The sequence below is a fragment of the Rothia nasimurium genome, assembly GCF_035916755.1.
In the GTDB taxonomy this organism is placed as follows: Bacteria; Actinomycetota; Actinomycetes; order Actinomycetales; family Micrococcaceae; genus Rothia.
Genome location: NZ_JAYWIX010000004.1, coordinates 197,700 through 218,645, shown reverse-complemented (window position 1 = coordinate 218,645; position 20,946 = coordinate 197,700). Strand labels below are relative to the sequence as shown.

General features: G+C 60.7%; 18 protein-coding genes. 7 read left to right on the top strand and 11 right to left on the bottom strand.

The features are described 5' to 3' along the window. Positions 1–140 precede the first annotated feature (140 nt). The 6 genes from VSX42_RS05980 to VSX42_RS05955 all read right to left on the bottom strand — a co-directional run bounded on the left by VSX42_RS05980 (position 141) and on the right by VSX42_RS05955 (position 6,937). On the bottom strand, positions 141–461 hold the full coding sequence (locus VSX42_RS05980; protein ID WP_237222845.1) for a putative quinol monooxygenase: 321 nt from the start codon (positions 459–461) through the stop codon (positions 141–143). A 125-nt stretch (positions 462–586) separates the two neighbouring features. Next, positions 587–1,450 (bottom strand): anchored repeat-type ABC transporter permease subunit, encoded by an 864-nt coding sequence (locus VSX42_RS05975; RefSeq protein ID WP_326503420.1) that lies wholly within the window; start codon positions 1,448–1,450, stop codon positions 587–589. Further along, positions 1,447–2,226: an anchored repeat-type ABC transporter ATP-binding subunit gene (locus VSX42_RS05970; RefSeq protein ID WP_326503419.1), complete on the bottom strand. Its 780-nt coding sequence runs from the start codon at positions 2,224–2,226 to the stop codon at positions 1,447–1,449. The genes VSX42_RS05975 and VSX42_RS05970 overlap by 4 nt, the downstream gene beginning before the upstream one ends. Beyond that, positions 2,223–3,263 carry a choice-of-anchor M domain-containing protein gene (locus tag VSX42_RS05965; RefSeq protein ID WP_326503418.1) on the bottom strand — a complete coding sequence of 347 codons (1,041 nt, stop codon included), beginning with the start codon at positions 3,261–3,263 and terminating at the stop codon, positions 2,223–2,225. The genes VSX42_RS05970 and VSX42_RS05965 overlap by 4 nt, the downstream gene beginning before the upstream one ends. Positions 3,264–3,276: 13 nt before the next feature. After that, positions 3,277–4,875 carry an anchored repeat ABC transporter, substrate-binding protein gene (locus VSX42_RS05960; protein ID WP_326503417.1) on the bottom strand — a complete coding sequence of 533 codons (1,599 nt, stop codon included), beginning with the start codon at positions 4,873–4,875 and terminating at the stop codon, positions 3,277–3,279. Beyond that, on the bottom strand, positions 4,841–6,937 hold the full coding sequence (locus VSX42_RS05955; RefSeq protein WP_326503416.1) for a TIGR03773 family transporter-associated surface protein: 2,097 nt from the start codon (positions 6,935–6,937) through the stop codon (positions 4,841–4,843). Before VSX42_RS05955 ends, VSX42_RS05960 begins: the two co-directional genes overlap by 35 nt. A 470-nt stretch (positions 6,938–7,407) precedes the next feature. Here VSX42_RS05955 and VSX42_RS05950 point away from each other — a divergent pair, with 470 nt between their 5' ends. After that, a complete protein-coding gene (locus VSX42_RS05950; protein ID WP_326503415.1) occupies positions 7,408–8,646 on the top strand; it encodes an NRAMP family divalent metal transporter in 1,239 nt (412 codons plus the stop codon). 71 nt (positions 8,647–8,717) lie between these two features. Here the strand turns inward: VSX42_RS05950 and VSX42_RS05945 are convergent, their stop codons facing one another. Further along, complete coding sequence (locus VSX42_RS05945) at positions 8,718–9,434, bottom strand: GntR family transcriptional regulator (protein ID WP_326503414.1); 717 nt, start codon at positions 9,432–9,434, stop codon at positions 8,718–8,720. A 323-nt stretch (positions 9,435–9,757) separates the two neighbouring features. Here VSX42_RS05945 and VSX42_RS05940 point away from each other — a divergent pair, with 323 nt between their 5' ends. Together VSX42_RS05940 and VSX42_RS05935 are read left to right on the top strand one after the other, a co-directional pair. Next, a complete protein-coding gene (locus VSX42_RS05940) occupies positions 9,758–10,450 on the top strand; it encodes a hypothetical protein (RefSeq protein ID WP_326503413.1) in 693 nt (230 codons plus the stop codon). Continuing rightward, complete coding sequence (locus VSX42_RS05935) at positions 10,447–11,538, top strand: XRE family transcriptional regulator (RefSeq protein WP_326503412.1); 1,092 nt, start codon at positions 10,447–10,449, stop codon at positions 11,536–11,538. Before VSX42_RS05940 ends, VSX42_RS05935 begins: the two co-directional genes overlap by 4 nt. A 323-nt stretch (positions 11,539–11,861) precedes the next feature. Here the strand turns inward: VSX42_RS05935 and VSX42_RS05930 are convergent, their stop codons facing one another. After that, positions 11,862–13,667, bottom strand: a complete 1,806-nt coding sequence (locus VSX42_RS05930; RefSeq protein ID WP_326503411.1) for an acetyl/propionyl/methylcrotonyl-CoA carboxylase subunit alpha — start codon at positions 13,665–13,667, stop codon at positions 11,862–11,864. An 8-nt stretch (positions 13,668–13,675) separates the two neighbouring features. After that, complete coding sequence (locus VSX42_RS05925) at positions 13,676–15,412, bottom strand: urea amidolyase family protein (RefSeq protein ID WP_326503410.1); 1,737 nt, start codon at positions 15,410–15,412, stop codon at positions 13,676–13,678. A gap of 803 nt (positions 15,413–16,215) precedes the next feature. Here VSX42_RS05925 and VSX42_RS05920 point away from each other — a divergent pair. Continuing rightward, positions 16,216–16,752 (top strand): DUF559 domain-containing protein, encoded by a 537-nt coding sequence (locus tag VSX42_RS05920; protein WP_326503409.1) that lies wholly within the window; start codon positions 16,216–16,218, stop codon positions 16,750–16,752. Between the two features lie 95 nt (positions 16,753–16,847). Here the strand turns inward: VSX42_RS05920 and VSX42_RS05915 are convergent, their stop codons facing one another. Beyond that, entirely contained in the window at positions 16,848–17,609 is a 762-nt protein-coding gene (locus VSX42_RS05915) for a 5-oxoprolinase subunit PxpA (protein WP_326503408.1), read from the bottom strand. Between the two features lie 132 nt (positions 17,610–17,741). Between VSX42_RS05915 and VSX42_RS05910 the strand changes: the two genes are divergently transcribed. Together VSX42_RS05910 and VSX42_RS05905 are read left to right on the top strand one after the other, a co-directional pair. After that, a complete protein-coding gene (locus VSX42_RS05910; protein WP_326503407.1) occupies positions 17,742–18,980 on the top strand; it encodes an MFS transporter in 1,239 nt (412 codons plus the stop codon). A 37-nt stretch (positions 18,981–19,017) separates the two neighbouring features. After that, a complete protein-coding gene (locus tag VSX42_RS05905; RefSeq protein ID WP_326503406.1) occupies positions 19,018–19,506 on the top strand; it encodes a hypothetical protein in 489 nt (162 codons plus the stop codon). 255 nt (positions 19,507–19,761) lie between these two features. Here VSX42_RS05905 and VSX42_RS10945 read toward each other — a convergent pair whose 3' ends face one another. Continuing rightward, positions 19,762–20,214, bottom strand: a complete 453-nt coding sequence (locus VSX42_RS10945; protein ID WP_418950778.1) for a DUF805 domain-containing protein — start codon at positions 20,212–20,214, stop codon at positions 19,762–19,764. Between the two features lie 363 nt (positions 20,215–20,577). Here VSX42_RS10945 and VSX42_RS05900 point away from each other — a divergent pair, with 363 nt between their 5' ends. Next, entirely contained in the window at positions 20,578–20,883 is a 306-nt protein-coding gene (locus VSX42_RS05900; protein ID WP_326503405.1) for a hypothetical protein, read from the top strand. Positions 20,884–20,946 lie beyond the last annotated feature (63 nt).

Below are 20,946 nucleotides of genomic sequence, written 5' to 3'. Positions count from 1 at the left end.
CCCACGGCGACCTCTACACCCATTCTAGTCAATCGGTCAAGAGATAACCCCCAGCCCAACACCCCGGGCACAAGACCGAGAACAAAAACAAGGACGCCGGTGGGCAACTACCTGCCCACCGGCGTCCTGGTACGGGAAAGCTACGAAATTTTCAGCTCTCCCATTTCATCCCAGTCATTGCCGTCGATCGTGCGAGAAATAATCTTGGGAGTCTCGGCCAGCCAGGGCTTCATAGCTTCCAGTCCCTTGGCGAAGTGGTCTGACTCTACGTGAGCTGCCGCGGCGTCGTCCTCAAAAGCCTCAACCAGAACAACCTCGTTGGGGTCCTCAACGCTCAGTGACCACTCAAACCACTTATTGCCCGGCTCAGCGCGGGTAGCTTCGGTGAACTCACGGGTAGCAGCCAAAAAGCCTTCGCGGTCGCCGTCCTTAACCTGGTACTTCACAACAATGAAAATCACGGGCGCTCCTTCACTTGATTGATAACAGTTCACTTACTATCTTTCCGGTGTCAGGAGCCAAAAGCAAGTAGAGGGTAAATCTCCCCAGAAGATGCCCCGGAAAAGTGCACGTGCCTGTCACTTTTTTAACGGGAAGCTGCACTTTTCAGGGGGAAGCGGCCGTGAAGTACCCGACTGACCGCCCAACAGATCAGGAACCCGGCAATCATGGTCAGCACGATGACGCCACCGGTAGGCAGGTTGAAAGCCCAGGAAAGATAAAGCCCCACCGTGGATGTCACTGCCCCAAAGGCCGGTGCAAAGACCATCATGCGCCCCAGCGTGGAACAGAGCAGGCGGGCGCTCGCCGCCGGAACCACCAGCAGAGCTAGCACCAGCACATTACCCAGGGTCTGAAGAGAAATCACAACCGATACTGTGACTACCACATAGAGCAGGATATCCAGGGCCAGCACCGGCAGACCCGCGGCCTTGGCACTCTCCTTATCAAGCGATACGGCCACAATTTCCTTATGGAAGAGCCCCAACACAAGGGCCAGTACAGCCGCAATCGCCGCGGCCTGGGCGACGTCCGCGTTTGAAATGCCCACGATAGAACCAAACAAAAAGTCCTGCACCGACCCCGAGTAGCCCGGCGCCAAGGAAATGATGGTGATACCCAGAGCGAAGGACCCGGCAAAGAAAATACCGATAACCGAGTCCTCTTTGAGCTTCTGGTTCTGGCTAAAAATCGCCACCAAAATAGCGGTGATGACGCCTGCCACCAGGCCGCCCACCACCAGCGATCCGCCCACCACAAAGGCCACTGCCAGGCCGGGGAAAACTGAGTGGGCAACAGCGTCACCGATGAAGACCATGCCGCGCATGACCACGTGGCAGCCCACCAGCCCAGTAATCAGGGAGGCTAGGACGACCGCCGCCAGCGCTCGTGCCAGGAAAGCCAGGTTAGGGTTGAAAAGGTCTTGGATAAATTCGAAAGGAGTAATCATAGGGCTCGTTCACACCCTTCGTGCTGGCCGTGCAGGAAGGCGTAGAGTTCTTCGACGCTGTGTTCTTGAGCAGGGGCGTCCACGGCGAGGTGGCCGCGCACCCCGATGATGCGGGAGCACCAGGCGCGGGCGGCAACCATGTCGTGGGTGGACATCAGAATGGTCATCCCTTCGGCGGCTAGCGACCGGTAGAGGCGGTTGAGGGAGTCCTGGGTGGGAGCGTCTACACCGGTGAAGGGTTCATCCAGCAGTAGGAGCCTGGGGGCGGACGCCAGCGCACGAGCCAGCAGGACTCGCTGCTTTTGCCCGCCGGAAAGTTCGCCCACGGGGCGGTCTTTGAGGTCGGTGAGTTCGGCCTTCTCAAGGGCTGAATAGACGGCCTGCCAGTCGGCGCGGCCGGGGCGGCGGAACCAGCCGATGGCGCGGGTGCGCCCGCTCATCACGGCGTTTTCGACGGTGATGGGGAAGTCCCATTGGAAGAGGTGTTTTTGAGGCACGTAGCCGATGTGGGCGCGGGCTTTGAGGGGCGGGGTGCCGAGGATATCGATCTGCCCCTGACCGATGGGCACAAGTCCGAGCAGGGAGCGCAGCAGGGTAGTTTTGCCTGCACCGTTCGCCCCAATCAGGCCGACGAATTCGCCGGGGTGCAGGGTTAGGTTGAGGCCGGTCAGGACGGGCCGCCCCGGGTAGCCTGCATGCAGGCCGCTAATGGTGACGGTCGGTGTGGACGCCCCCACCCGAGTTTCTCGGGCCGGGTGAGGGGAAACTGCGGTCATGCCCGGCCCCCGGCGGAGTCTTTGAAGGCTTCAGCCTTAGCGGCTGCGGAGCGGCGGGCTATGAGGACACCACCGACGATGAGGGCCAGAAGGGCCGCACCACCACCGGCGATGAGGCCAACCGGCAGGGTGGAGTCGCTGTTCCCTGCTTCACTGCCGGTGCTTGAATCGCCAGCCGCCGCAGCGGTGGAGGTCGCCTCGGTGGCCTGGGCGCTCGTGTCCTGGTCTTCCCCCTGGCTCTCGCCAGCTGGGCTGCCCTCGTCAACTGCACCGAGGGCGTCCGCCCCGGCAAAGACCTGCTCATTCGTTACTTCAGAACCCACGGCGAAAAGCAGGCGGGCGGTGTCGCTGACGACGGTGCCGTCGGCCAGCTCAGCGTGGGCGCGCACGGTCAGGTAGTAGGCGCCGGGGGCGGTGAAGACCCAATTAGCGTGGGAGTGCACGTTGGGTTCAACGAAGATGTCCTGGGGGTCGGTGGCATCGGAGGTCCATAGCACTTCCGGTGCCCCAAAGGTGCCGTTTTCCAGGTACATGGAGAAGCCGCCGGGGCCCTCTACCCCTTCAAGAGTGAAGGTGACGCCGCGGCCCAGGCGCTCCACCACCTGGGGGTTCTGGGTATTCCAGCCGGGCCAGACCACCCCGGCCAGTTCGGTCTGCGGGATCACGTAGACCTGCTCACCGGCGGCTGCCTGCACAAAGGAGTAGCGGGGGTCGTCGGGCACAGCCATCATGGCAGTGTCGTTACCGCGCAGCACCACCTCGGCAGGGTCGCGCCAAACCGGCTCGGTGGTTGAATCGTCACGGAACATGAGTTCCCAGGAGCCCTCGACGAAGGCCGGGCCCATATCGACATGCCCGGCGGCAATCTCATGCTGGCCGGTTACTACCGGCTCGTCGGGAGAGAGGGTTTGCTCCAGGGCGCGCTCTTCGGCGCTCTTGTTCTCTTCGGCCGCGTAGGCTGCGGGGGTCAGAGCGGACGCAGGCACCAGCAGGGCTGCTAGGGCCAGGGCGGTAGTGAATCGGGGAGAGACTTTCATGGAAATCCTTGGGCTAGGTGGAACAGTCGGTAATGGCCTGCGCGTTGGACAGCATCATCTGGGAGTAGCTGGGGGCATCTGCATCGAGGGAGTCAGAGTAGAGTTCGCAGACCCGCACCCCGGTTTCGTTGCCCACCTGCTGGAGCACCGGCGTCCTGTTCATCGACCCGCGTTCGGTGTAGAGGGCAGGCACGGCCAGGTCGTCGATGGTGCGGCGCAGGCGCTCGCGCTGCTGGATGCTGGGTTCTACGCCCGCGCCGGGGGAGACGTAGCCGGCGACGGTGAGCCCGTAGGTTGAGGCCAGGTAGCGGTAGCCGTCGTGGGTGGTGACCAGGTTCTTGGCGGCATCGGGGAGCTGGCCGTAGATGCGGTGGAGTTCCCGGTCGGTGCCTGCCAGTTCGGTGAGCAGGGCTTCGGTGTTGGCCCGGTAGGTGGCTGCCCCGGCGGGGTCGGCGGCGGTCAGGGCGTCGCGCATGAGCTGGGTGGCGGCCATGGCGTTGGGAACCGAGTGCCAGATATGTGGGTCGATTTCGCCGTGGACGTGCTTGCCCAGCACCGCCTGGGCCAGCAGGTAGACCTGGTCGCCGGGTTTACCGAGGAAGCGGTACTGGGGCCCGGTGGGGAGCTCCTGCAGGGTGCGGGAGGGTACCGCAATGACGGTGGTGGCGGGGTCGTGTTCAGCTACCTGCCCGTCGGAGTCGGTACGAATCACCAGGCGGCCGGTGTCGAGCTGGGCGGTGAGGTCGGCATGCCCGGCATCGAGTACGGTGACGGGCTGACCTGTGGCTTCCTGGAGGGCGCGGGCCTGGGCGTCGGGTGAGATGCCGACGGAAAAGTGCACGGTGGTTGGGCGGACGTCGGTGAGGCCGTCCAGGGCCGCGCCGTCGGCACTGCGGGCCTGAGCTTCAAGCTCCAGGGAGTATATACCTGGTTGAGTATATGCCCATGAAAGATGGGTGTGGGCCTGAAGGGGTAGGGAGGTTTCCCCCAGATTCCCGGCCTGTGTGCTGCTGTCCGCACCGGAGTCCGCCACTTTCTCAACCGACCCGAAGGTTCCGGTGATAAAGGCGGCCAGCTGGCCCGGTCCGCTGGCGGCAGTGGCCCTGAAAGTGACTGAGGCGTCACGACCCAGGTCGGCATCGCGCGGGGCGCCGGAAGTGCGCAGGCCCAGCCAGATGGAGTCGAGGGAGGCGTCCTCAACAATCGGAATCAGGCTGCCCCCGTAGCTCTCAATCTCTTCGGCAACCGCCACCGAAAGCGCCCCCTCGGGCAGGTTTGCATCAACCGTGCGTACCAGCTTCTGCTGCTCCAACAAGAGGCCGTTGGTGAAGGCTACGTCGGCGTAGGCTACGTCGCGAACATCGCGCAGGGAGGGCTCGTAGGTGTGGGGGTCAGCCCCGGCTGGTACCAGGGAGGTCACCTGGGCCCTGTCCCCGGCAACGGCCGTGGCCAGGTCTGCCAGGATGGGAGTGGATGCCACCACCTGCAGGCCCTCCTGCCCCCGGGCCCCTGCGCCGCCACAACCGGTGAGGGCCAGTAGGGCGGTCAGCAGAAGCGGGACACAACGGAGTAGTCGGTTACGCTGCACGGCGGGCAGAGCGACGGCGAGCAAAGAGCAGGACGCCCGCCCCGGCCAGCAGGACCAGGCCACCGGCTGCGGCGAGGGTGCCAGCTGATGAGGTGCCGGTGTAGGCCAGCTCGCCCCGGGCTGAAGCCTGCTGGGCCTTGGCGAGTTCGTCCTCGCTCAGGGTGCAGTCGCGCCCATCGGCGGTCTTACCCACAATGCGCACCTGGGAACCGTCGGGTCGAGTGACCAGGCCGGTGGTGCTATCGACAGAGCCCTGCCCACCACCTGCGGGGGCCTTGGAATTAGAGCCGCTACCGGCGTCCTGTTGCTGGGGCTGCTGTTCAGCCCGAGCAATATCGCCCACCTCAAAATTCAGGGTGCCGCTGGCCGAAACCTGCCCGCCGCTCTTGAGCGGCACAGACCAGGTGAGGGTCGCGGAGTAAACGCCGGGGGCGGTGAAGACCCAGTTGGCGTGCTGGTGGGTGTTGAGCGGAACCGAGAAGGAGTCGCCCACCCCGTTAAAGACGGTGGTTCCAGCTGATCCAAAGTTGCCGGAGAGGAAGACCGACAGCCTACCCGGACCCTGCAGGTCGGTCAGGGTGAGGGTTGCTGGGCCGGAGGCCTGGGCAACGAGTTCGGGGTGCTGGGTGTTCCAGCCGACCCAGGGTACGGTGGCCTGCTGGGTTGCCCCAATTAGGTAGATCTCGGCCCCGGCCGGGGCGATATGGCCCATGCCGCCGGGCATGGTGGTCTTGGCGCTGTCACCCAGCACGAAGGTCAGAGCATCGGACTGCTTCCAGATGGCGGGGGAGGTACGGTCGTCTTTGATCTGGGCCGAGAGATTGCCGCCGCTCAGCACCGCTCCGAAGTCGAAGTGGCCGCTGGTGGCTTTGTCGGTGCTTGTGTTGACGGCCTTTTGGATGGTGAAGGCGGGCTTATCCAGGGTGCGCGCGGACGCCCGGTTAGCCGTACCTGCCTCACCCTGCTGGGATTGCTCGGCAGGTTTTACCAGTTCCTCGGTGGCCAGGCACTGCTGGGGCGCGGTGCCCCCGCTGCCGCCTGCCACTGAGTGCTGCTGGGCGGGGTGTGGTTGAGCTGGGTTTTGGGTAGCCGGTGCCTGGTGAACCTGGGGGCTGCCTCCCTCAGCCGGGGCCGCATGCTGCTGGCTGGTCTGGGCGCTGGTGCCTTCCTGGCTACTGCCGGGGGCTGGTGCCGGGTTGAAGGGAGCGTAGGTGGGGGCTGCCGGTTCGGACGCCGCTGCCTCTGTCGTTTCTACCGGTGCAGGCGCGCTGGGCTCAGGGTTAGTAGGTGAAGGTATCTTGGGTGCCGCGCTGGGGGAGGGAGTAGCGGTCGGCTGGGCGGCCTCGGTTGAGCCGCCCAGTTCGGCGGGGAGCTGCCCCACCACAAAGGTGTAGGTCTGCTCGGCGCTGACGGGGGTGCCGTCCGCCCGGGTGGCACTGGCGCGGAAAGTGAGCTCATAGGTACCGGTGGCGGTGAAAGCCCAGTTGGCGTGCACGTGGGAACCAACCGGCTGCTGTAGGGCGGACAGGCTCTCGCGGGAGCTAAAGACCCGCTCGGTGCCGAAGGGGGAGGACTGGAAGACCTCGACCGCACCGCCCTCGGGGGCCTTGGTTTTTACGAGTTCTATGGTCAGTGTGTCGTTGACCAGCTCACCGGGGCGGATGCCCTCGGTATTCCAGCCGGGCCAGAGAACCCCGGCTACCTGGGTCTGGGGTGCCAGCCAGACGGTTGACCCCTCGGCACCCAAAAAATCGAACCCTGCGGGCACGCTGACCTTGGTTTCAGTGCGGTCTTGCAGGTTGAAGACCGTCTGGGCGGGGTCAAGGCGGGTGTGCGGGGCGCCGGGTAGGTCGGCGTAGGTGAAGAGATCTAGCTGGCCGTCGGCTAGAGCCATGGCCAGGGCATCGGTGTGCTCGACGGTGAGGACGGTGCGTGCCGAGGCTTCTTCGCCTGCGGTGGGGGCTGTCTGGCTGGCACTAGGGGTAGGACGTTCCTGCTCGGCTACTGCGGGTGAGGCTGCTAGGGGGCCTGCAAGCAGGGCCACGGAAAGGGCTGCAACCGAGAGGGCTCGGGGGAACTGGTACATGGTGTGCTTTCTAGCTGTGTGTTGTTTGGCTTTTCTCGACACATAGAATATCGTTAATGATAATCATTCTCAACTCATGGGGCTCTTCTCGTCACCCACCCCGCACACACTAGAAAGACCGCAATGCAGAACCAAGCACCCGCGTCCGCCCCCTCACTGCGCCCAGCTGCCCGACGGCACCACAGCCCACAGCGAGACCCAGCGCGCGGTCTTTGCTGCAGGTGGGGCGGCGATTGACGATTGCCTGGCTGCAGCTGAGAATACCCCCAGCCCTGAGCCCAGCCAGCAGCCGAGCACTCAGCCTTCCGTGCACCCCAGTGATCAGCCGGCCGCCGGGGTGGGCGGCCTCGTATTGCCCAGAGACCAAGCCTGGCTTCTCTTGCGATTGTTCAACAATTGTGTAATCTATGTCTATGACCTAGCACGCACTATGACGGCCTCGTCGCGTGCTCCTACCCCTAAGGAGAGACATGGCAGACACAAACGCCCTGATCACCCCCAAAGACCAGGCCGCCAAGGGGCGCCGCACAGCCCTACTCGGCTCCCTCTTCCTCATGGCCACCAGCGCCATCGGCCCCGGCTTCATCACCCAGACCGGCCAGTTCACCTACCAGATGGGCGCGGCTTTTGCCTTCGCGATTCTGGTATCGATCCTCATCGACATTGCCGTGCAGCTCAACGTCTGGCGCGTCATTGGTGTCTCCGGTATGAAAGCCCAGGAACTTGCCAACTCCGTCCTTCCCGGCCTCGGCATCTTCCTCGCTATCCTGGTAGCCCTCGGCGGCTTCGTTTTCAACGTCGGTAACGTCGCAGGCGGCGGTCTGGGGCTCAACTCCATGCTCGGTATGGACGCCACCACCGGCGGTATCGTCACCGCCGTCCTCGCTATCGGCGTTTTCCTTTCCAAGCGAGCGGGCGTCGCCCTGGACCGCATTGTCGTGGTGCTCGGTGCCGTCATGATTCTGGCAACCCTCTACGTCGCGATTGTCTCTAACCCGCCCGTCGGTGAGGCCCTCAAGAACACCGTTATTCCCAGTGAAGTGAACTTCACCGTCATCACCACCCTGGTCGGCGGCACCGTGGGCGGCTACATCACCTACGCCGGTGCCCACCGCATGCTGGACGCCGGCATCCACGGTCCCGAGTACGTCAAGGACATCTCCCGTTCATCTGTTACCGGCATTATCATCACCGGCGTGATGCGCTTCCTGCTCTTCCTTGCCATTCTGGGCGTGGTAGCTACCGGCGTAGCCCTCGATACCGACAAGTCCATCGCCGGTCAGGCCTTCGGCATCGCAGCAGGTGAGATCGGAACCCGCCTCTTCGGTCTGATTCTCTGGGGTGCGGCCGTCTCGTCTGTCATCGGCGCGGCCTTTACCTCGGTATCCTTCCTGACCACCGCTAAGACTTCCGTAACCGTCAAGAACGCCCTAACCATTGGCTTCATCGTGGTCTCAACCATCGTCTTCATCACCGCGGGTAAGGCCCCCGCCACCCTGCTGATTGTGGCAGGTGCCGTCAACGGTCTGATTCTGCCGGTAGGTTTTGCGGTTCTGCTGTTTGTGGCAACCTTCCGCGCCAAGACCCTGCTCAAGGGCTACGCCTACCCCGTCTGGCTGATCGTTCTTGGCTGGGTCTCCTGGCTGCTGACCATCTACCTGGGCTACAAGTCCCTCAGCGGTATCGCCGCCCTCTGGGCCGGTGCCTAAACCGGCCCCAACCCGGAAAAAGAACCAGGCCCCGGCAAACACTGCCGGGGCCTGGCCCTTTAAAGAGAACGCTAAAGGGTGACCTGGCCCCCGGCCTGGCCCTGTGCACCCTGCATAAAATAGGCGCGAGAATCCTCCAAATAAGCCCAGAGAAAGGCCTGGGCCTGCTCCCGCTGGCCCGCCTCAACCAGCTCTAAAAGCTCACAATTCCGCTTCACATAGGGGGCGTGAAAACCCGGCACCGTCACCTGGGAAAAGAAAAGCAGACGCATCTCTGCCAGCACACTGGCCATTGCCCTGTTCAGCCGTTCAGAGCCTGCCGCTGCAACCAGGGCCCGGTGGAAGGCCTGATTAGCCCCCGCCATACCGGCTACTGAACCGCGTGCCTCGGCTGCCTGCGCGTCCTCCAAGGCCGCCCGCGCATCCCCAATAGCCCCCGCCGGGGTGTAATCAATGGCGGCAGACTGGATAGCCCACCGCGCCACAAACATCTCCCGAATCTGCTCACCAGCAGGGGACACCACAAAGACACCCCGATTGGGGATGCGTTCTACCAGGTTTTGGCCTTCCAGGATGGTGAAGGCCTGCCGCAGGGTATTACGGGAAACGTCTAGCACGCCCGCTAGGTGCTCCTCTGCCAGCTTAGAGCCGGGAACCAGGGCCCCGGCGTCCATAGCCTGCTGCAGGGCATCTGCCACCCACTCTGTAGCCTGGGCATGGGCAGGTCTGTCTGTGAGGAAGTCCTCCAGGGAGGGTACAGCTTCTAGGGTGGTGGTGAGAGGGTTCATGGTTTCTATCTTAGGACGCTAGGGTGCCACCAAAAGACCCCGCACCCGCCCCTCACAGCTCAAGCCAGTGGCTGAGAGCAAGGGCAGATAATTGGGCAACAGTAAGAATAAGGGAGCAGTGCTAGAAGGTCACCAATGGCCGCCAGGCCGTGACAGACTCGCCCTTTTGGCCATGACTTCGAGCTTTTGCATATGCTCCGGTAGAGGGCTCAGAGCGAGTAGCGCAACCTTATTCCGTGGGGGTGTGCCTTTACACTTGAAAAGTGCATCTTTTCTGTGCCAGAATTAAGTGAAGTCGATATTTTAACGTGAAGGAAGTAAGTATGGAGCTTTCAAAAGGGGATTGGCACCAATACTTGGCGGGGTATGAGCCTGACTTTTCGGCGTGTATTCAGAGTGCCCATGAAGATATGTCTGCAGCGCAAGAGGTGTCGGGGATGATGGGGGGCCGTGTTTATGGTCAGATATGGAGTAAGGTTCTTCAGGAGTTTTTAGGGGTTGCGAAGAGGCGATCCAATGTGACGGTCGTGAGATTACCTAATGCTGGATATTCTCTAATCGCAATTGGTCCTTATCTCATTTTCCCTTGGCGTTTCTCGGATAGGCAGGGTGTGGACCCTGGGGATAGGCCGTTTGCTAAGTCGGATGCGAGAGTTAAGCTCTTCAGTGCTGAACGTCAGCCTTCACAATTGCAGTTGCCGATAGGTTTTGAAGGTGAGCTCTCTGAAGGTGAGCTCTCTGAAGATGAGTTTATCTTCAGTGATGAGATTTTTAGTCAGTATCGAGTTGTAATTGTTGCATTCGCCAGCAACCCAAAGTCAATCCATAAAATTATATGGGGAGAAGCAGAGCTGTTGTCTTCTGGTAAATTTGTTTATATGTTGAATCAACGGGAAATAATTATTGAGAATGGCAAAAGAGAGTCTGTTTGGGATCCTGATGCTTCATTCGCTGATACCGAAGCTGTCGATGTTCCTGTTAGGCGTAAATCCAAAAATAAAAAGAATGCTGAATGATGAATAATGATCAATCTTTTATGTTCGACCCAGCTCGTTTAACCCAAGCTAGGGATGCTGTAGGAATGACTAAAAAAAACTTAGCGGAAAAAGTTTCTCTTAGTCCATCTGCTATAACGCAGTTTGAATCTGGAATCATTGCTCCAACAGGTGATAATATATTGAATATTTCTCATGCATTAGGTGTCCAAAGGGACTACTTCTATCTAGGGCGCCCTGTTTTCAGGTCTTCTGAAAATGGTGTTCATTTTAGGAGCCTGAGGTCCACTTCTGTTCGTGACAGGAAAAAAGCTCAATCCTATATTGAATGGCTGAGGGAGCTTATAAACTTTTTTGAGTCTGAGATAGATTTCCCAATATTGAATGTACCCAGGTTTCCTGTTGAGGGTAGCTCACCTGAAGAATCTGCAAGAAAACTAAGAGATTTCTGGGGTGTGAAGCCTGGTCCTGTTAAGAATCTAATCAACTTATTTGAAACTAATGGGGGTTTTGTCTCTATTCTAGAAATCCCAGAAGCGGATAAGATTGGCGCTTTCTCTGTTTGGCTGGGAGGGAAGCCGATTATCTCGATTAACAAGGGAAGGACCGACAATGTTTATGTTCAGAGATTTACAACTGCCCATGAAATTGGACATCTCGTAATGCATGGAGAGGTTATTCCTGGTGATAGAATTCAGGAGAATGAAGCAGATAGATTTGCTGCAGAATTTCTTATGCCCAAATCTCATGTAATCCACGAGCTGCCATCTCGTATAAGCATGAAGAAAGTTCTTCAGCTTTCTCAGAGGTGGGGAGTCTCTGCAGAAGCTATATTGTATAGGTCTAAGGAATTGGGTGTTTCCTCTGAGCAGTCCACAAGAAGAGGTTTTATGTCTGTGAATACTATGAAAAAAGACGGAATGATATCATATCCACCCAGCAGTCTTTTTCAAGGAGAGAGGCCTCGATCTTTGAAAAAGGCGTTTAGTATTCTCGAGGATGAATATTCTATCTCTGACATAGCTGATGTTCTTCAATTGAAAACTCGTGTGATTAGAAACATTTTGGGGATTGAAGAATCGAGGCCGCATCTTTCTGTCGTTAACTAGTTTTATTTTATTACTCCCCTCGTATTCTTTAATGAGGAATGGGGGTAGGCTGTGGCTAGAAGGCTACCCGTGCGTGGAGGGTGCTTTCTAGTTACGAGGTTCTGCAGATTTAGGCTGAGGCGCGTTTCCGCTCCACATAATCAAGCGGGGCAGCTATCTCATTTTTCGCCTTATTGTTCAGCGCCTTGTTATCGCGCATCATCTGCTCACCGCGTAGTTCGATGAACTCCAGATAATCGTCCTTACCCGTAGCTTTATAACCCCAGACAGCCAGCTCTGGAGTTGTGGGCGAGGGCGGGCACAGGTTCTACTATGGAGGAGGCTTAGAAAGCTACCAGCAACTGCCCAGCAGTCACCCGCTCACCCGGCTCCACCAGCAGGGCAGAGACTGTGCCAGTGGAGTCAGTATGAACCGGTACCTCGGTCTTCATAGCTTCTAGCAGAGCCACCTGATCCCCGGCGGCTACCTCATCGCCCACGGCAACGGTGTACTTAAGCAGGGCCCCACCCATGGGTGCCAGCACCTGCCCGGTACCTGCCTGCCCCTGCCTGCTGGCGGGGGTGGCGGCGTCCGCACCGGAACCCAATGAAGCAAACACCGAATCGGGCAGACCCACCCGATGCGGGGTGCCATCAATTTCCAGGGTGAAGCGGGTGACGCCGGTGCCCGGGAATACACTGGCACCCACCGGCAGTAGGGGTTGACGGTAGGACGCCTGCACCCCGCTCCCAGCCCCGGTGCCAGAAAGCTCGGCGGGGGCGTCCTCACCCTGAGCGAGGGAGGGGAGGAAGACATCCTCAATCCAGGTGGTATAAACCCCAAAGTCGCTGCTCTCGGCGGTAAAGGCCGGGACCTCAAGCACCTGCCGGTCAAAGGGCAGCACGGTCGCCACCCCGTCGATGTCCATCTGGGCCAGGGCGAAGCGGGCCCGGTGCAGGGCTACCTCGCGGGTGGGGCCGGTGACAATCAGCTTGGCCAGCATGGAATCGAACTCGCCGCTGACCACCGAACCGGGGCGCACCCCGGCATCCCAGCGAATCCCGGGGCCAGAGGGTACAGTGATGGACTCAATGCGGCCGGCAGCAGGCAGGAAGCCCCGGGCCGGGTCCTCGGCATTGATACGGAACTCAAAGGCATGACCAACAGGCTCAGGAGTCTCGGTAAAGGGCAGGGGCTTGCCCGCCGCAATGTCGAGCTGCAGGGCCACCAGGTCAACGCCGGTGACCTCCTCGGTGACCGGGTGCTCTACCTGAATGCGGGTATTGACTTCTAGGAAGGAAATGGTATCGTCGAGGGCCACCATGAACTCGGCGGTACCCACACCCACATACCCGGCGGCCCGGAAAATCTCAGCGGACGACCTCTCAATCTGCTCCCGCTGATCAGCGGTCAGGAAGGGGGCAGGGGCCTCCTCCACCAGCTTCTGGTTACGACGCTGCAGGGAGCAGTCACGGGTGCCAACCACCACCACATTCCCGTGGGAATCCGCAGCCACCTGGGCCTCCACATGGCGGGGCTTCTCTAGGAAGCGCTCAATGAAGCACTCCCCGTTACCGAAAGCAGCTACCGCCTCGCGCGAAGCCGAGACGAAGGCGTCCTCAACCTCGCCCAGCTCCCGCACGATGCGCATACCGCGCCCGCCGCCGCCGTGGGCGGCCTTGATAATAGAGGGCAGGCCGTGCTCCTGGGCAAAGGCGCGAGCCTCCTCGGGGGAGGCTACGGGACCGTCCGACCCGGGCGCCAGCGGGGCACCCACCGACTGGGCCAGCTCACGGGCCTTGACTTTGTCGCCCAGGGCTTCAATGGTCTCGGGGGCAGGGCCGATCCAGGTCAGCCCGGCGGCCATCACGGCCCGGGCAAAATCAGCATTCTCTGCCAAAAAACCGTAGCCGGGGTGGACGTCGGTAGCCCCCGAGGCCACCGCAATGGCCAGTACTTTCTCAATATCCAGGTAGGTTTCGGCAGGGCCGGTGCCCTCCAGGGCGTAGGCCTCATCGGCCAGGGCGGTGTGCAGGGCCTCGGCGTCAGAATCGGCGTAGACCGCCACCGACGCGATCCCCTGGGCGGCGCAGGCGCCAATAATACGGACGGCAATTTCGCCACGGTTAGCAACGAGAACTTTACGCATGCGGGGGCTCACTTTTCGGTCGGGGTAGGGACGGTTTGGGTGTCGGTTAGCAGGGTGAATCTTAACTGGGTTCCGGGCGGAGCCTGGGCTAGCAGGCGCAGGTCAGCCGGGTGCACCGTGGCAATCACGGGGTAGCCGCCGGTGACCGGGTGATCGGCCAGGAAGACCACGGGCTCACCGCTCGGCGGCACCTGGACTGCCCCGGCCACCATGCCCTCGCTGGGTAGCTCCCGGGTCACGGCCCGGGTGAGGACGTCGGTAGGTTGGGCGTTCGTGTCGGCGTCGGCTGGGGTAGCTGCCAACAGGAGCCTGACCCCAATGCGATCACTGGACTGGGAGACCTCCCAGGTCACTTCAGTGAAACGGCCCAGGGATTCGGGAGTAAACCAGTCGTCGCGGGGGCCGGGCAGGACGCGGACCTCCAGCACTGCGCCCGGATCCGGCAGCGGCAGGACGGGCGCCGGGTGGGCAACGACGGCCGAGCTGGCCCGGGCCCGCACCAGACGGTCGCCGGGAGCCAGGGGCTTCGGGCCCAGCCCGGCCAGGGTGTCGTGGGAGGCACTCGCGGCCTCGGTTCTAGCGGAAAACCCTCCGCGCATCGCTAGATAGGTGCGCAGACCGCGTGTGGGCGCCCCCAGGGTTAGGGTCTGCCCGGCCTTCAGGGCAAAGGGAATGTAGGGGCGAACGACCAGAGGAGTGCCTGTCGCCCGAGCCTCGCCCTGCCCAGGTTCAGAGGCCTGCCCGCTGGCGTCCTCGGTAATCTGAGCCGGGGTATCTGCCCCGGTCAGGGCCAGCTCAATATCGGCCAGGGCGGTTACTTTCAGCCCGCCAGCCAGGTTCTCAAGAACAGTTGCACCCGCAGAATTACCGACCAAACGGTTAGCTTCTGCCGCCGCTTCCCGGTCAGCCGGGCCGGAAGGAGAGACACCCCAGTGGGTCAGGCCAGCCCGGCCAGAATCCTGGAAGAGAGTCTGTAGCCCGGGAACTTTCACTTCAAGTACGGGGCGGGCAGGCCCCCGCTCGTCCTCGGCGGGGTGGGTGGGGTCGTCCTGAACCCTTGCTTGACCTGTTGTAATCAGCTCGCGTACCGCCTCGAACTGCACCTGCATACCGGGCTCAAGCAGGGCGGGCGGATTTTGACTGAGGTCCCAGAGGGGGGCGTTCGTGCGGCCAATGAGCTGCCAACCGCCGGGGGAGGTACGCGGGTAGATGCCCGAAAAATCACCGGCCAGACCAACCGCCCCGGCAGGAACCGAGGTGCGCGGGGTGGGGCGACGCGGAACGTCCAGCACATTATCGTGCCGGTGCAGGTAGAAGAAGCCTGGGGCGAAGCCCGCAAAAGCAACCGACCAGTGGCCGGTCGTGTGGGCGTAGATGACTGCCTGCTCGCTCATACCCAGGTGGGCGGCGACGTCCACAAGATCCTGGCTATCGTAAACGACCGGAATGGTCACGGTGCGCCCGTGCGTGCGCACATCGCCGGATGCCTGTGGAAGGTTGGGCGCCGCAAGAAAGGCGGCGGCCTGATCGGCAGTAGCAAAGCGGACGAGCACAGTCTGGGCCGCCGGGACCAGTTCGGTCTGTCCTGCGGCAGGGTTTTGCTGCAGGTGCCCGTGCAGGTGCAGGGCGTTTTCGAGGGTTCGGCAGTCAACCATAACGGCTAGTAGGCCGAAGGGCTTGACCGTGTAGATGTCGGCTGCGCGCCCGTTAGTGGTGAGCCTGCCGGGTATCGGTGCGGTGGCCATGGCGCCTCTCTCTACTAGCTTCTGCGGTGAAGATGGAGCGGTGGGCTGTGCGTTATCGCACTGGGACTCGGCCCACGCCGCCTCTCCTAGGATTGTTCAACAATTCTGGCAGATGTGGCGCCGCCCACGCAAGCTGCGCCGCCTTGTGGCTGTTCTCTCTGGCGAATGCGACTTATTTTCCCGAGCGGGTGTTGTTTAAACGTCCTTTCGGGAAGATGAGTCACATTCGGTGATGAAGCCATCTGTCGGGGTGCGCACCGGGGTAAGTGCCGCTCAACGGCTCTATCTTTGTGGAAAACTTTGACGCACTGACGTCATACTTCTCGCCCTGAGCAAACCTCCGCAGCTAGGCCTCAAAGTTATCCACAGATGGTAGAAAACGGCTAGTAGAGACGTACTGTATAGGGCATTTTTAACCCATGGAACACTTGTTTGAGACTGTCAAAACTTCGGTTGAGCTTAGACACCTGGGTAAGAGCACTTCCGGTGTAAGCCGCGAATGCACCAGGGGAGAGCTCTTTAAAATCGGTCACAATGCCTATATAAAGACAGCTTTATGGGAATCACTGAGCAGTACCGATAGGTGTCTAGCCGGGCATGTGGCTTTCATGAAAACAAATCGGGGGTATGTGTTAAGCCATGTGTCTGCTGCTCTCTGGTGGGGTGCCCCTGTGCTGCGGTTACCGCACAAAATATGGGTGAGCCATCCGCACGATTCAGTCAAATCTCGGGGGAGGGTGCAGGTCAGCCGCAACCGGCAGAAGGAATGCGACAGTGCAGTGTTCCACCGGGGAGCCCGTGTGATGTCGCCGCTGCAGACGGCTATTGATTGCGCGCGGACGCTTCCGATGATTGATGCCCTCTGCATTGCCGATTACTTTTTGCATTGCCGACTGGTGGATTATGAGGTTTTAGCCCAGCATTTGAGAGAGCTAAGCGGTCGTGGTGTTTGTACGGCGCGTGAGGTGGCTCGTTTGATGAGTGCGAAGGCAGAGTCGCCGCTGGAGACTGTTGCTCGATATTGGATTCTGATGTGGGGTCTTGCGCCGCCTGCAGAACAGGTGCCTTTATGGGTTGGTGGAAGAACTCTGCGACCTGACTTTTTGTGGGAGAAGGAGCGGGTCATTTTAGAAGTTGATGGGAAGGTCAAGTATGCGGGTACTTTTGGTGAGGCTGCAGAGGACGTGGTTCAGAACGAGCGCCGTCGTCAGCACGAATTAGAGAGCATGGGGTATACCGTAGTGCGCGCTTTATGGGAGGACATTGTGGTGCACCCTGAGCGTCTACGTGCAAAGTTGGCGAGGGCTGGAATTTGTGAAGGCCCGCGTCGTCGAATGTGACTTGAATTCCCAAACGGGCGTTAAAGCAACACCCGCTCGGGAAAACACGTCGCATTCGGCAGGGCAGTGGGGGGCAGGACGCCGCCCCCGCCTCCCTAAGCGAAGGCGCGGACGTCCGCCCCGGCGTCCTCAAGCGCCGCCCGCACCTGCTGGGCGATGGCGACAGCTCCGGGGGTGTCGCCGTGCACGCAGATGCTATCGGCATGTAGGGGAATAACCGAGCCGTCCACGGCTACAACTTCACGGTCCACCGCCATGCGTACCACGCGCTCGGCGACAGCCTGCGGGTCGTGGATGACCGCCCCGGCCTCCCGGCGGGACACCAGGGTGCCTTCGGGGGTGTAACCGCGGTCGGCAAAAGCCTCATAGAACACCGGAACGCCCAGCGCCTGCGCCTCACAGGCCACCGCGGAGTTGGGCAGGCAGAGAATCGGCAGATCACCGAGTTCGTGCAGGGCACGGGCCACGGCAGCAGCCTGCACCTCGTGGTGAACAATGGCGTTGTAGAGCCCGCCGTGGGGCTTGCAGTAGCGAACTTCGGTGCCCTCAACCCGGGCCACCGCCTCAAGCGCCCCCACCTGGTAAATCACTGCATCGGTGAGTTCGGTGGCGGTCATATCCATGAACCGGCGGCCAAAACCAGTCAGGTCGGGGTAAGAAACGTGGGCTCCAATCGTCACGCCGTTCTCCCGCGCTGCCCGCACGGTAACACGCGCAACCGAGGGGTCACCGGCGTGAAAACCGCACGCGATATTGGCTGAAGAGACGGTCTGCATCATCGCAGCGTCGTCGCCCATGGTCCAGGAGCCAAAAGACTCCCCAGAATCAGAATTTACATCAATACGAAGGGTGCTCATGGCACTAGCCTACCGCTGCCGCCCCTGCCGGGCGTACCTGCTGGGGGTGTGGATGTCCGCCGCACCTGCGCGAGCATGTTCCCAGGGCGGGGTAAGAGGGCTAGAATTGCTGAGGTCTACAAAGGAGTGCACATGACACACGCTAGCGACCCCCGCCGGGTCACCCTCTACACCTGGATTATTTCGGTGGGTGGTTTTCTCTTCGGATATGACACCGGAATTATCAACGGTGCCCTGCCCTTCCTCCAGCAGGACTTTACGCTGTCGCCTGCGGCAGAGGGGGTGGCCACGTCCGCGCTGACCCTGGGGGCCGCCTTTGGCGCGCTCCTTGCCGGGCAGCTGATTGACCGGTTCGGACGCCGTCGCGTGCTCTTCGTGTTGGCTTTGGTTTTTGCAGCCAGCTCCCTGGGCCTTACAGCGGCCCCCAACCTGGGCATTTTTATTGTCTTCCGTGTGCTGGTGGGCCTGGCGGTCGGCGCCGCCTCAGCGGTTGTGCCGATTTATCTGGCCGAGATTTCCCCCGCTAACCGCCGCGGTGCGATTGTCACCCGCAACCAGTTCATGATCGTTTTCGGCCAGCTCACCGCCTACGTGGTCAATGCGATGATTGGCAATATTTTTGCTCATCAGGTGATGATTTGGCGGGTTATGTTCGCTATCTCGATCATTCCTGCGCTGGTGCTTTTTGTGGGTATGTTCCTGGTGCCCGAGTCGCCGGGCTACAAGCGGGAAGCTGCCGCCGAGCGCGGTGCCCTGAAGCTGCTCTGGCGCGATCCGGCCCTGCGCACTACCCTGCTGCTGGCTGCGGCTATTGGTATTGTGCAGCAGGCGACCGGTGTCAACGCCCTCATGTACTACGGTACCCAGGTGCTGCGCGAGGCGGGTTTTTCCACCGATGCTGCCCTGACCGCCAATATCTCCAACGGTGTGCTGTCGGTGCTGGGCGCCGCCGTGGGTCTCTGGTTTGTAGGACGCTTCCCCCGCCGCCTGGTGCTGACTATCGGCCTGGTAGGCACCACCTTCTCCCTGGCTATGCTGGCCGTGACCTCGCAGGTGCTGGACGCCTCCGCCCGCCCCTGGGCCACCCTCTTGATCTCTATTATTTTCTTGGTCTTCCAGCAGGGCGCCGTATCGCCGGTGACCTGGGTGCTCATGAGCGAAGTCTTCCCCGCCCGCGTGCGCGGCGCCGGTATGGGTGTGGCTACTTTTGTCTCCTGGATCGCTAACTTTACGGTCTCCCTCTTCTTCCCGCAGATGGTGGCAGCCCTCGGTCTGGGCATGACCTTTGCGGTCTTCGCCGTCATCGGCGTCGGCCTGATTACCTTCACGCGCGCCGCGGTACCCGAAACCGCCGGCCGCGATATGGACTAGCCGCCCGGCGTCCGTCCTACTACCCTAAGGAACCCCTATGGCTCGCCCCGACTACGGCATTGGCCCGCTGGCCCACGCCCTGGCTACCGACTTCGGCTACGACTTCGAGTACGACGCCCCGGCTGAGGTTGACGGCCTGTGGCTGGAGACTGCCGAACTTGAGAAGACCTACATCGATCTGACTGGCCGCGTCTTTACCCTGCTCCTCCACATTTTTTATATCGGGGACGAGCGCCGCTACGGTTTTGCTCTCTTTGAGCTTGAGGACGCCGCGGAGCCGGGTTCTGAGACCGGTGCGGACGCCGGTGAGCAGCTGGTGCTGCAGGAGGACGGCTTGGCGAGTGTGGCTGACCTGAAGGCCCGTGTAGCTGATGTGCTGGCTGATTCAGCCCAGCTACTGGCCGAGCAGGACGCCTACGACCTGGGTGAGGCCATTCGGACTGTTGATGCTACCTATACTCCGGAGCAGCAGGCGGCTATTCTTGAGGCTTCACAGGCGCAGAAGGGGAAGTCTTTCTTCGCATAGTGCCTAGTCGCGATGGGTTTTGTGGGAACATAGCTAACGCACAGGTTCTGCTGGTCTTCTGCACAGACTGGGTTGCCATACTTATATCAAGAGCTCAAGGAGAGACAACCGGAAAGCTCAAGATTCGTGAGAATCCTTCAGAGAAAAGTGTGTTTCATTCTCGAAAAGGTAGCCGCCCGTGAGGGATGCGAGAAATGTGTGTGTTTGAGAAAAGCGAGCCGGTCGGCTCGCTTTCTCTCGTTAAAATCATTTGCTCTAGTCGAACCTCTCCCCCTTGGGGTTGCTGGGTAGGGCTGAGAGGGCGAAGGCCGCGAGGGAACCTACAAAAGGGAATGCATGGACCCACATCCAATGCCCTGACAAATTAGCATCGTGGAGACGTCGAACTGAAAGTGACAACGTAGGAACTCCGAGCACTACAAGTGCAGGGGCACTAAAAGCCAAGGAAGTCATCTCAGCTCTGTTGAAACGTTGTTTGCGTGCTACCTGTTCTTCTTGTGTCTCGGGTTCGCCGGGAGCCGCTCGATCGGGGAAAGGCCAGAAGGCGTCCTTATTGTGGGGGCTTGTGTAGGAGCCAGGGTTTCGGGCGCGGTCGTAACGTCGTGCTGTAATATCGCAAGCCATCAGTGTGCCCAAGGCAAGCATATTGGGCCACCAGAACTCACTCCGAGATGCCCGCCCCGCGTAGGTAAAGGTCTTGGCAAACATGCGACGTGTTGCTAGAAGGGGGCTCGCCCCTGGGATAGGTTCAGGGGAAGAGGAAATCGATAGGGTCACGGAAAACCTCCTTGTTAGTCCGTATACCACATTCTACATAGAGCCCCTAGGAAGCATGTTTAGTCGGCGCGTCTGTGGATAACTCTCGCAATGCTCGGTCATAAACCTGCCGGGCGCCCCGGAGTTATCCACAGATTTCTAAAAGACCTAGTGGGGGTGGAAATTTTTTCCCATACTGGTGCCATGAACAATACCTTCCAGCACCCCGAACGTCCGCTCTACCCACTACCTCCAGCCCCAGCTCGCCCGCCTCATCCGGGCCAGCCCCTTATGTACCCACCGCCGGGGGCGCATATGCCCCGCGAGAGCAAAAAGCTCAACCCCTACGGCACAATCTCCCTGGTCATGATGCTACTTATGGCCTGCCTAGGGCTCGCCAACTTTTTCTTTTTCGGCTGGGAACTCAACATCGTCCTACCCACAGGGTTTACCTGGCTCGGCGCCATGGGGCTGGGAATAGGGGCTCTATTCGTGAAGGGCCGAGAGAAAATCACTGCAATCATCGCCCTGATCTTGGGGGTGCTGATTATCGTTGCCGCCCCACTATTCTTATTTCTCGCCTTAGCCTTCATCATGTGGGTGGGAAGTGGCTTCGCCTAGAGGATGAGCTCGCGGCGCTCCTCCTCATACCCGGGTATGATTTGTTGATTTTTAGGCATCAAT

Excerpts from the sequence above, each read along its gene's own strand:
- VSX42_RS05955 (WP_326503416.1), bottom strand. The coding sequence starts at position 6,937 with ATGTACCAGTTCCCCCGAGCCCTCTCGGTTGCAGCCCTTTCCGTGGCC.
- VSX42_RS05965 (WP_326503418.1), bottom strand. The coding sequence starts at position 3,263 with ATGAAAGTCTCTCCCCGATTCACTACCGCCCTGGCCCTAGCAGCCCTG.
- VSX42_RS05905 (WP_326503406.1), top strand. The coding sequence starts at position 19,018 with ATGGCTCGCCCCGACTACGGCATTGGCCCGCTGGCCCACGCCCTGGCT.
- VSX42_RS05930 (WP_326503411.1), bottom strand. The coding sequence starts at position 13,667 with ATGCGTAAAGTTCTCGTTGCTAACCGTGGCGAAATTGCCGTCCGTATT.
- VSX42_RS05975 (WP_326503420.1), bottom strand. The coding sequence starts at position 1,450 with ATGATTACTCCTTTCGAATTTATCCAAGACCTTTTCAACCCTAACCTG.
- VSX42_RS05915 (WP_326503408.1), bottom strand. The coding sequence starts at position 17,609 with ATGAGCACCCTTCGTATTGATGTAAATTCTGATTCTGGGGAGTCTTTT.
- VSX42_RS05945 (WP_326503414.1), bottom strand. The coding sequence starts at position 9,434 with ATGAACCCTCTCACCACCACCCTAGAAGCTGTACCCTCCCTGGAGGAC.
- VSX42_RS05925 (WP_326503410.1), bottom strand. The coding sequence starts at position 15,412 with ATGGCCACCGCACCGATACCCGGCAGGCTCACCACTAACGGGCGCGCA.
- VSX42_RS05935 (WP_326503412.1), top strand. The coding sequence starts at position 10,447 with ATGATGAATAATGATCAATCTTTTATGTTCGACCCAGCTCGTTTAACC.
- VSX42_RS05920 (WP_326503409.1), top strand. The coding sequence starts at position 16,216 with ATGTCGCCGCTGCAGACGGCTATTGATTGCGCGCGGACGCTTCCGATG.
- VSX42_RS05900 (WP_326503405.1), top strand. The coding sequence starts at position 20,578 with ATGCCCCGCGAGAGCAAAAAGCTCAACCCCTACGGCACAATCTCCCTG.
- VSX42_RS10945 (WP_418950778.1), bottom strand. The coding sequence starts at position 20,214 with ATGTTTGCCAAGACCTTTACCTACGCGGGGCGGGCATCTCGGAGTGAG.
- VSX42_RS05910 (WP_326503407.1), top strand. The coding sequence starts at position 17,742 with ATGACACACGCTAGCGACCCCCGCCGGGTCACCCTCTACACCTGGATT.
- VSX42_RS05940 (WP_326503413.1), top strand. The coding sequence starts at position 9,758 with ATGGAGCTTTCAAAAGGGGATTGGCACCAATACTTGGCGGGGTATGAG.
- VSX42_RS05950 (WP_326503415.1), top strand. The coding sequence starts at position 7,408 with ATGGCAGACACAAACGCCCTGATCACCCCCAAAGACCAGGCCGCCAAG.
- VSX42_RS05970 (WP_326503419.1), bottom strand. The coding sequence starts at position 2,226 with ATGACCGCAGTTTCCCCTCACCCGGCCCGAGAAACTCGGGTGGGGGCG.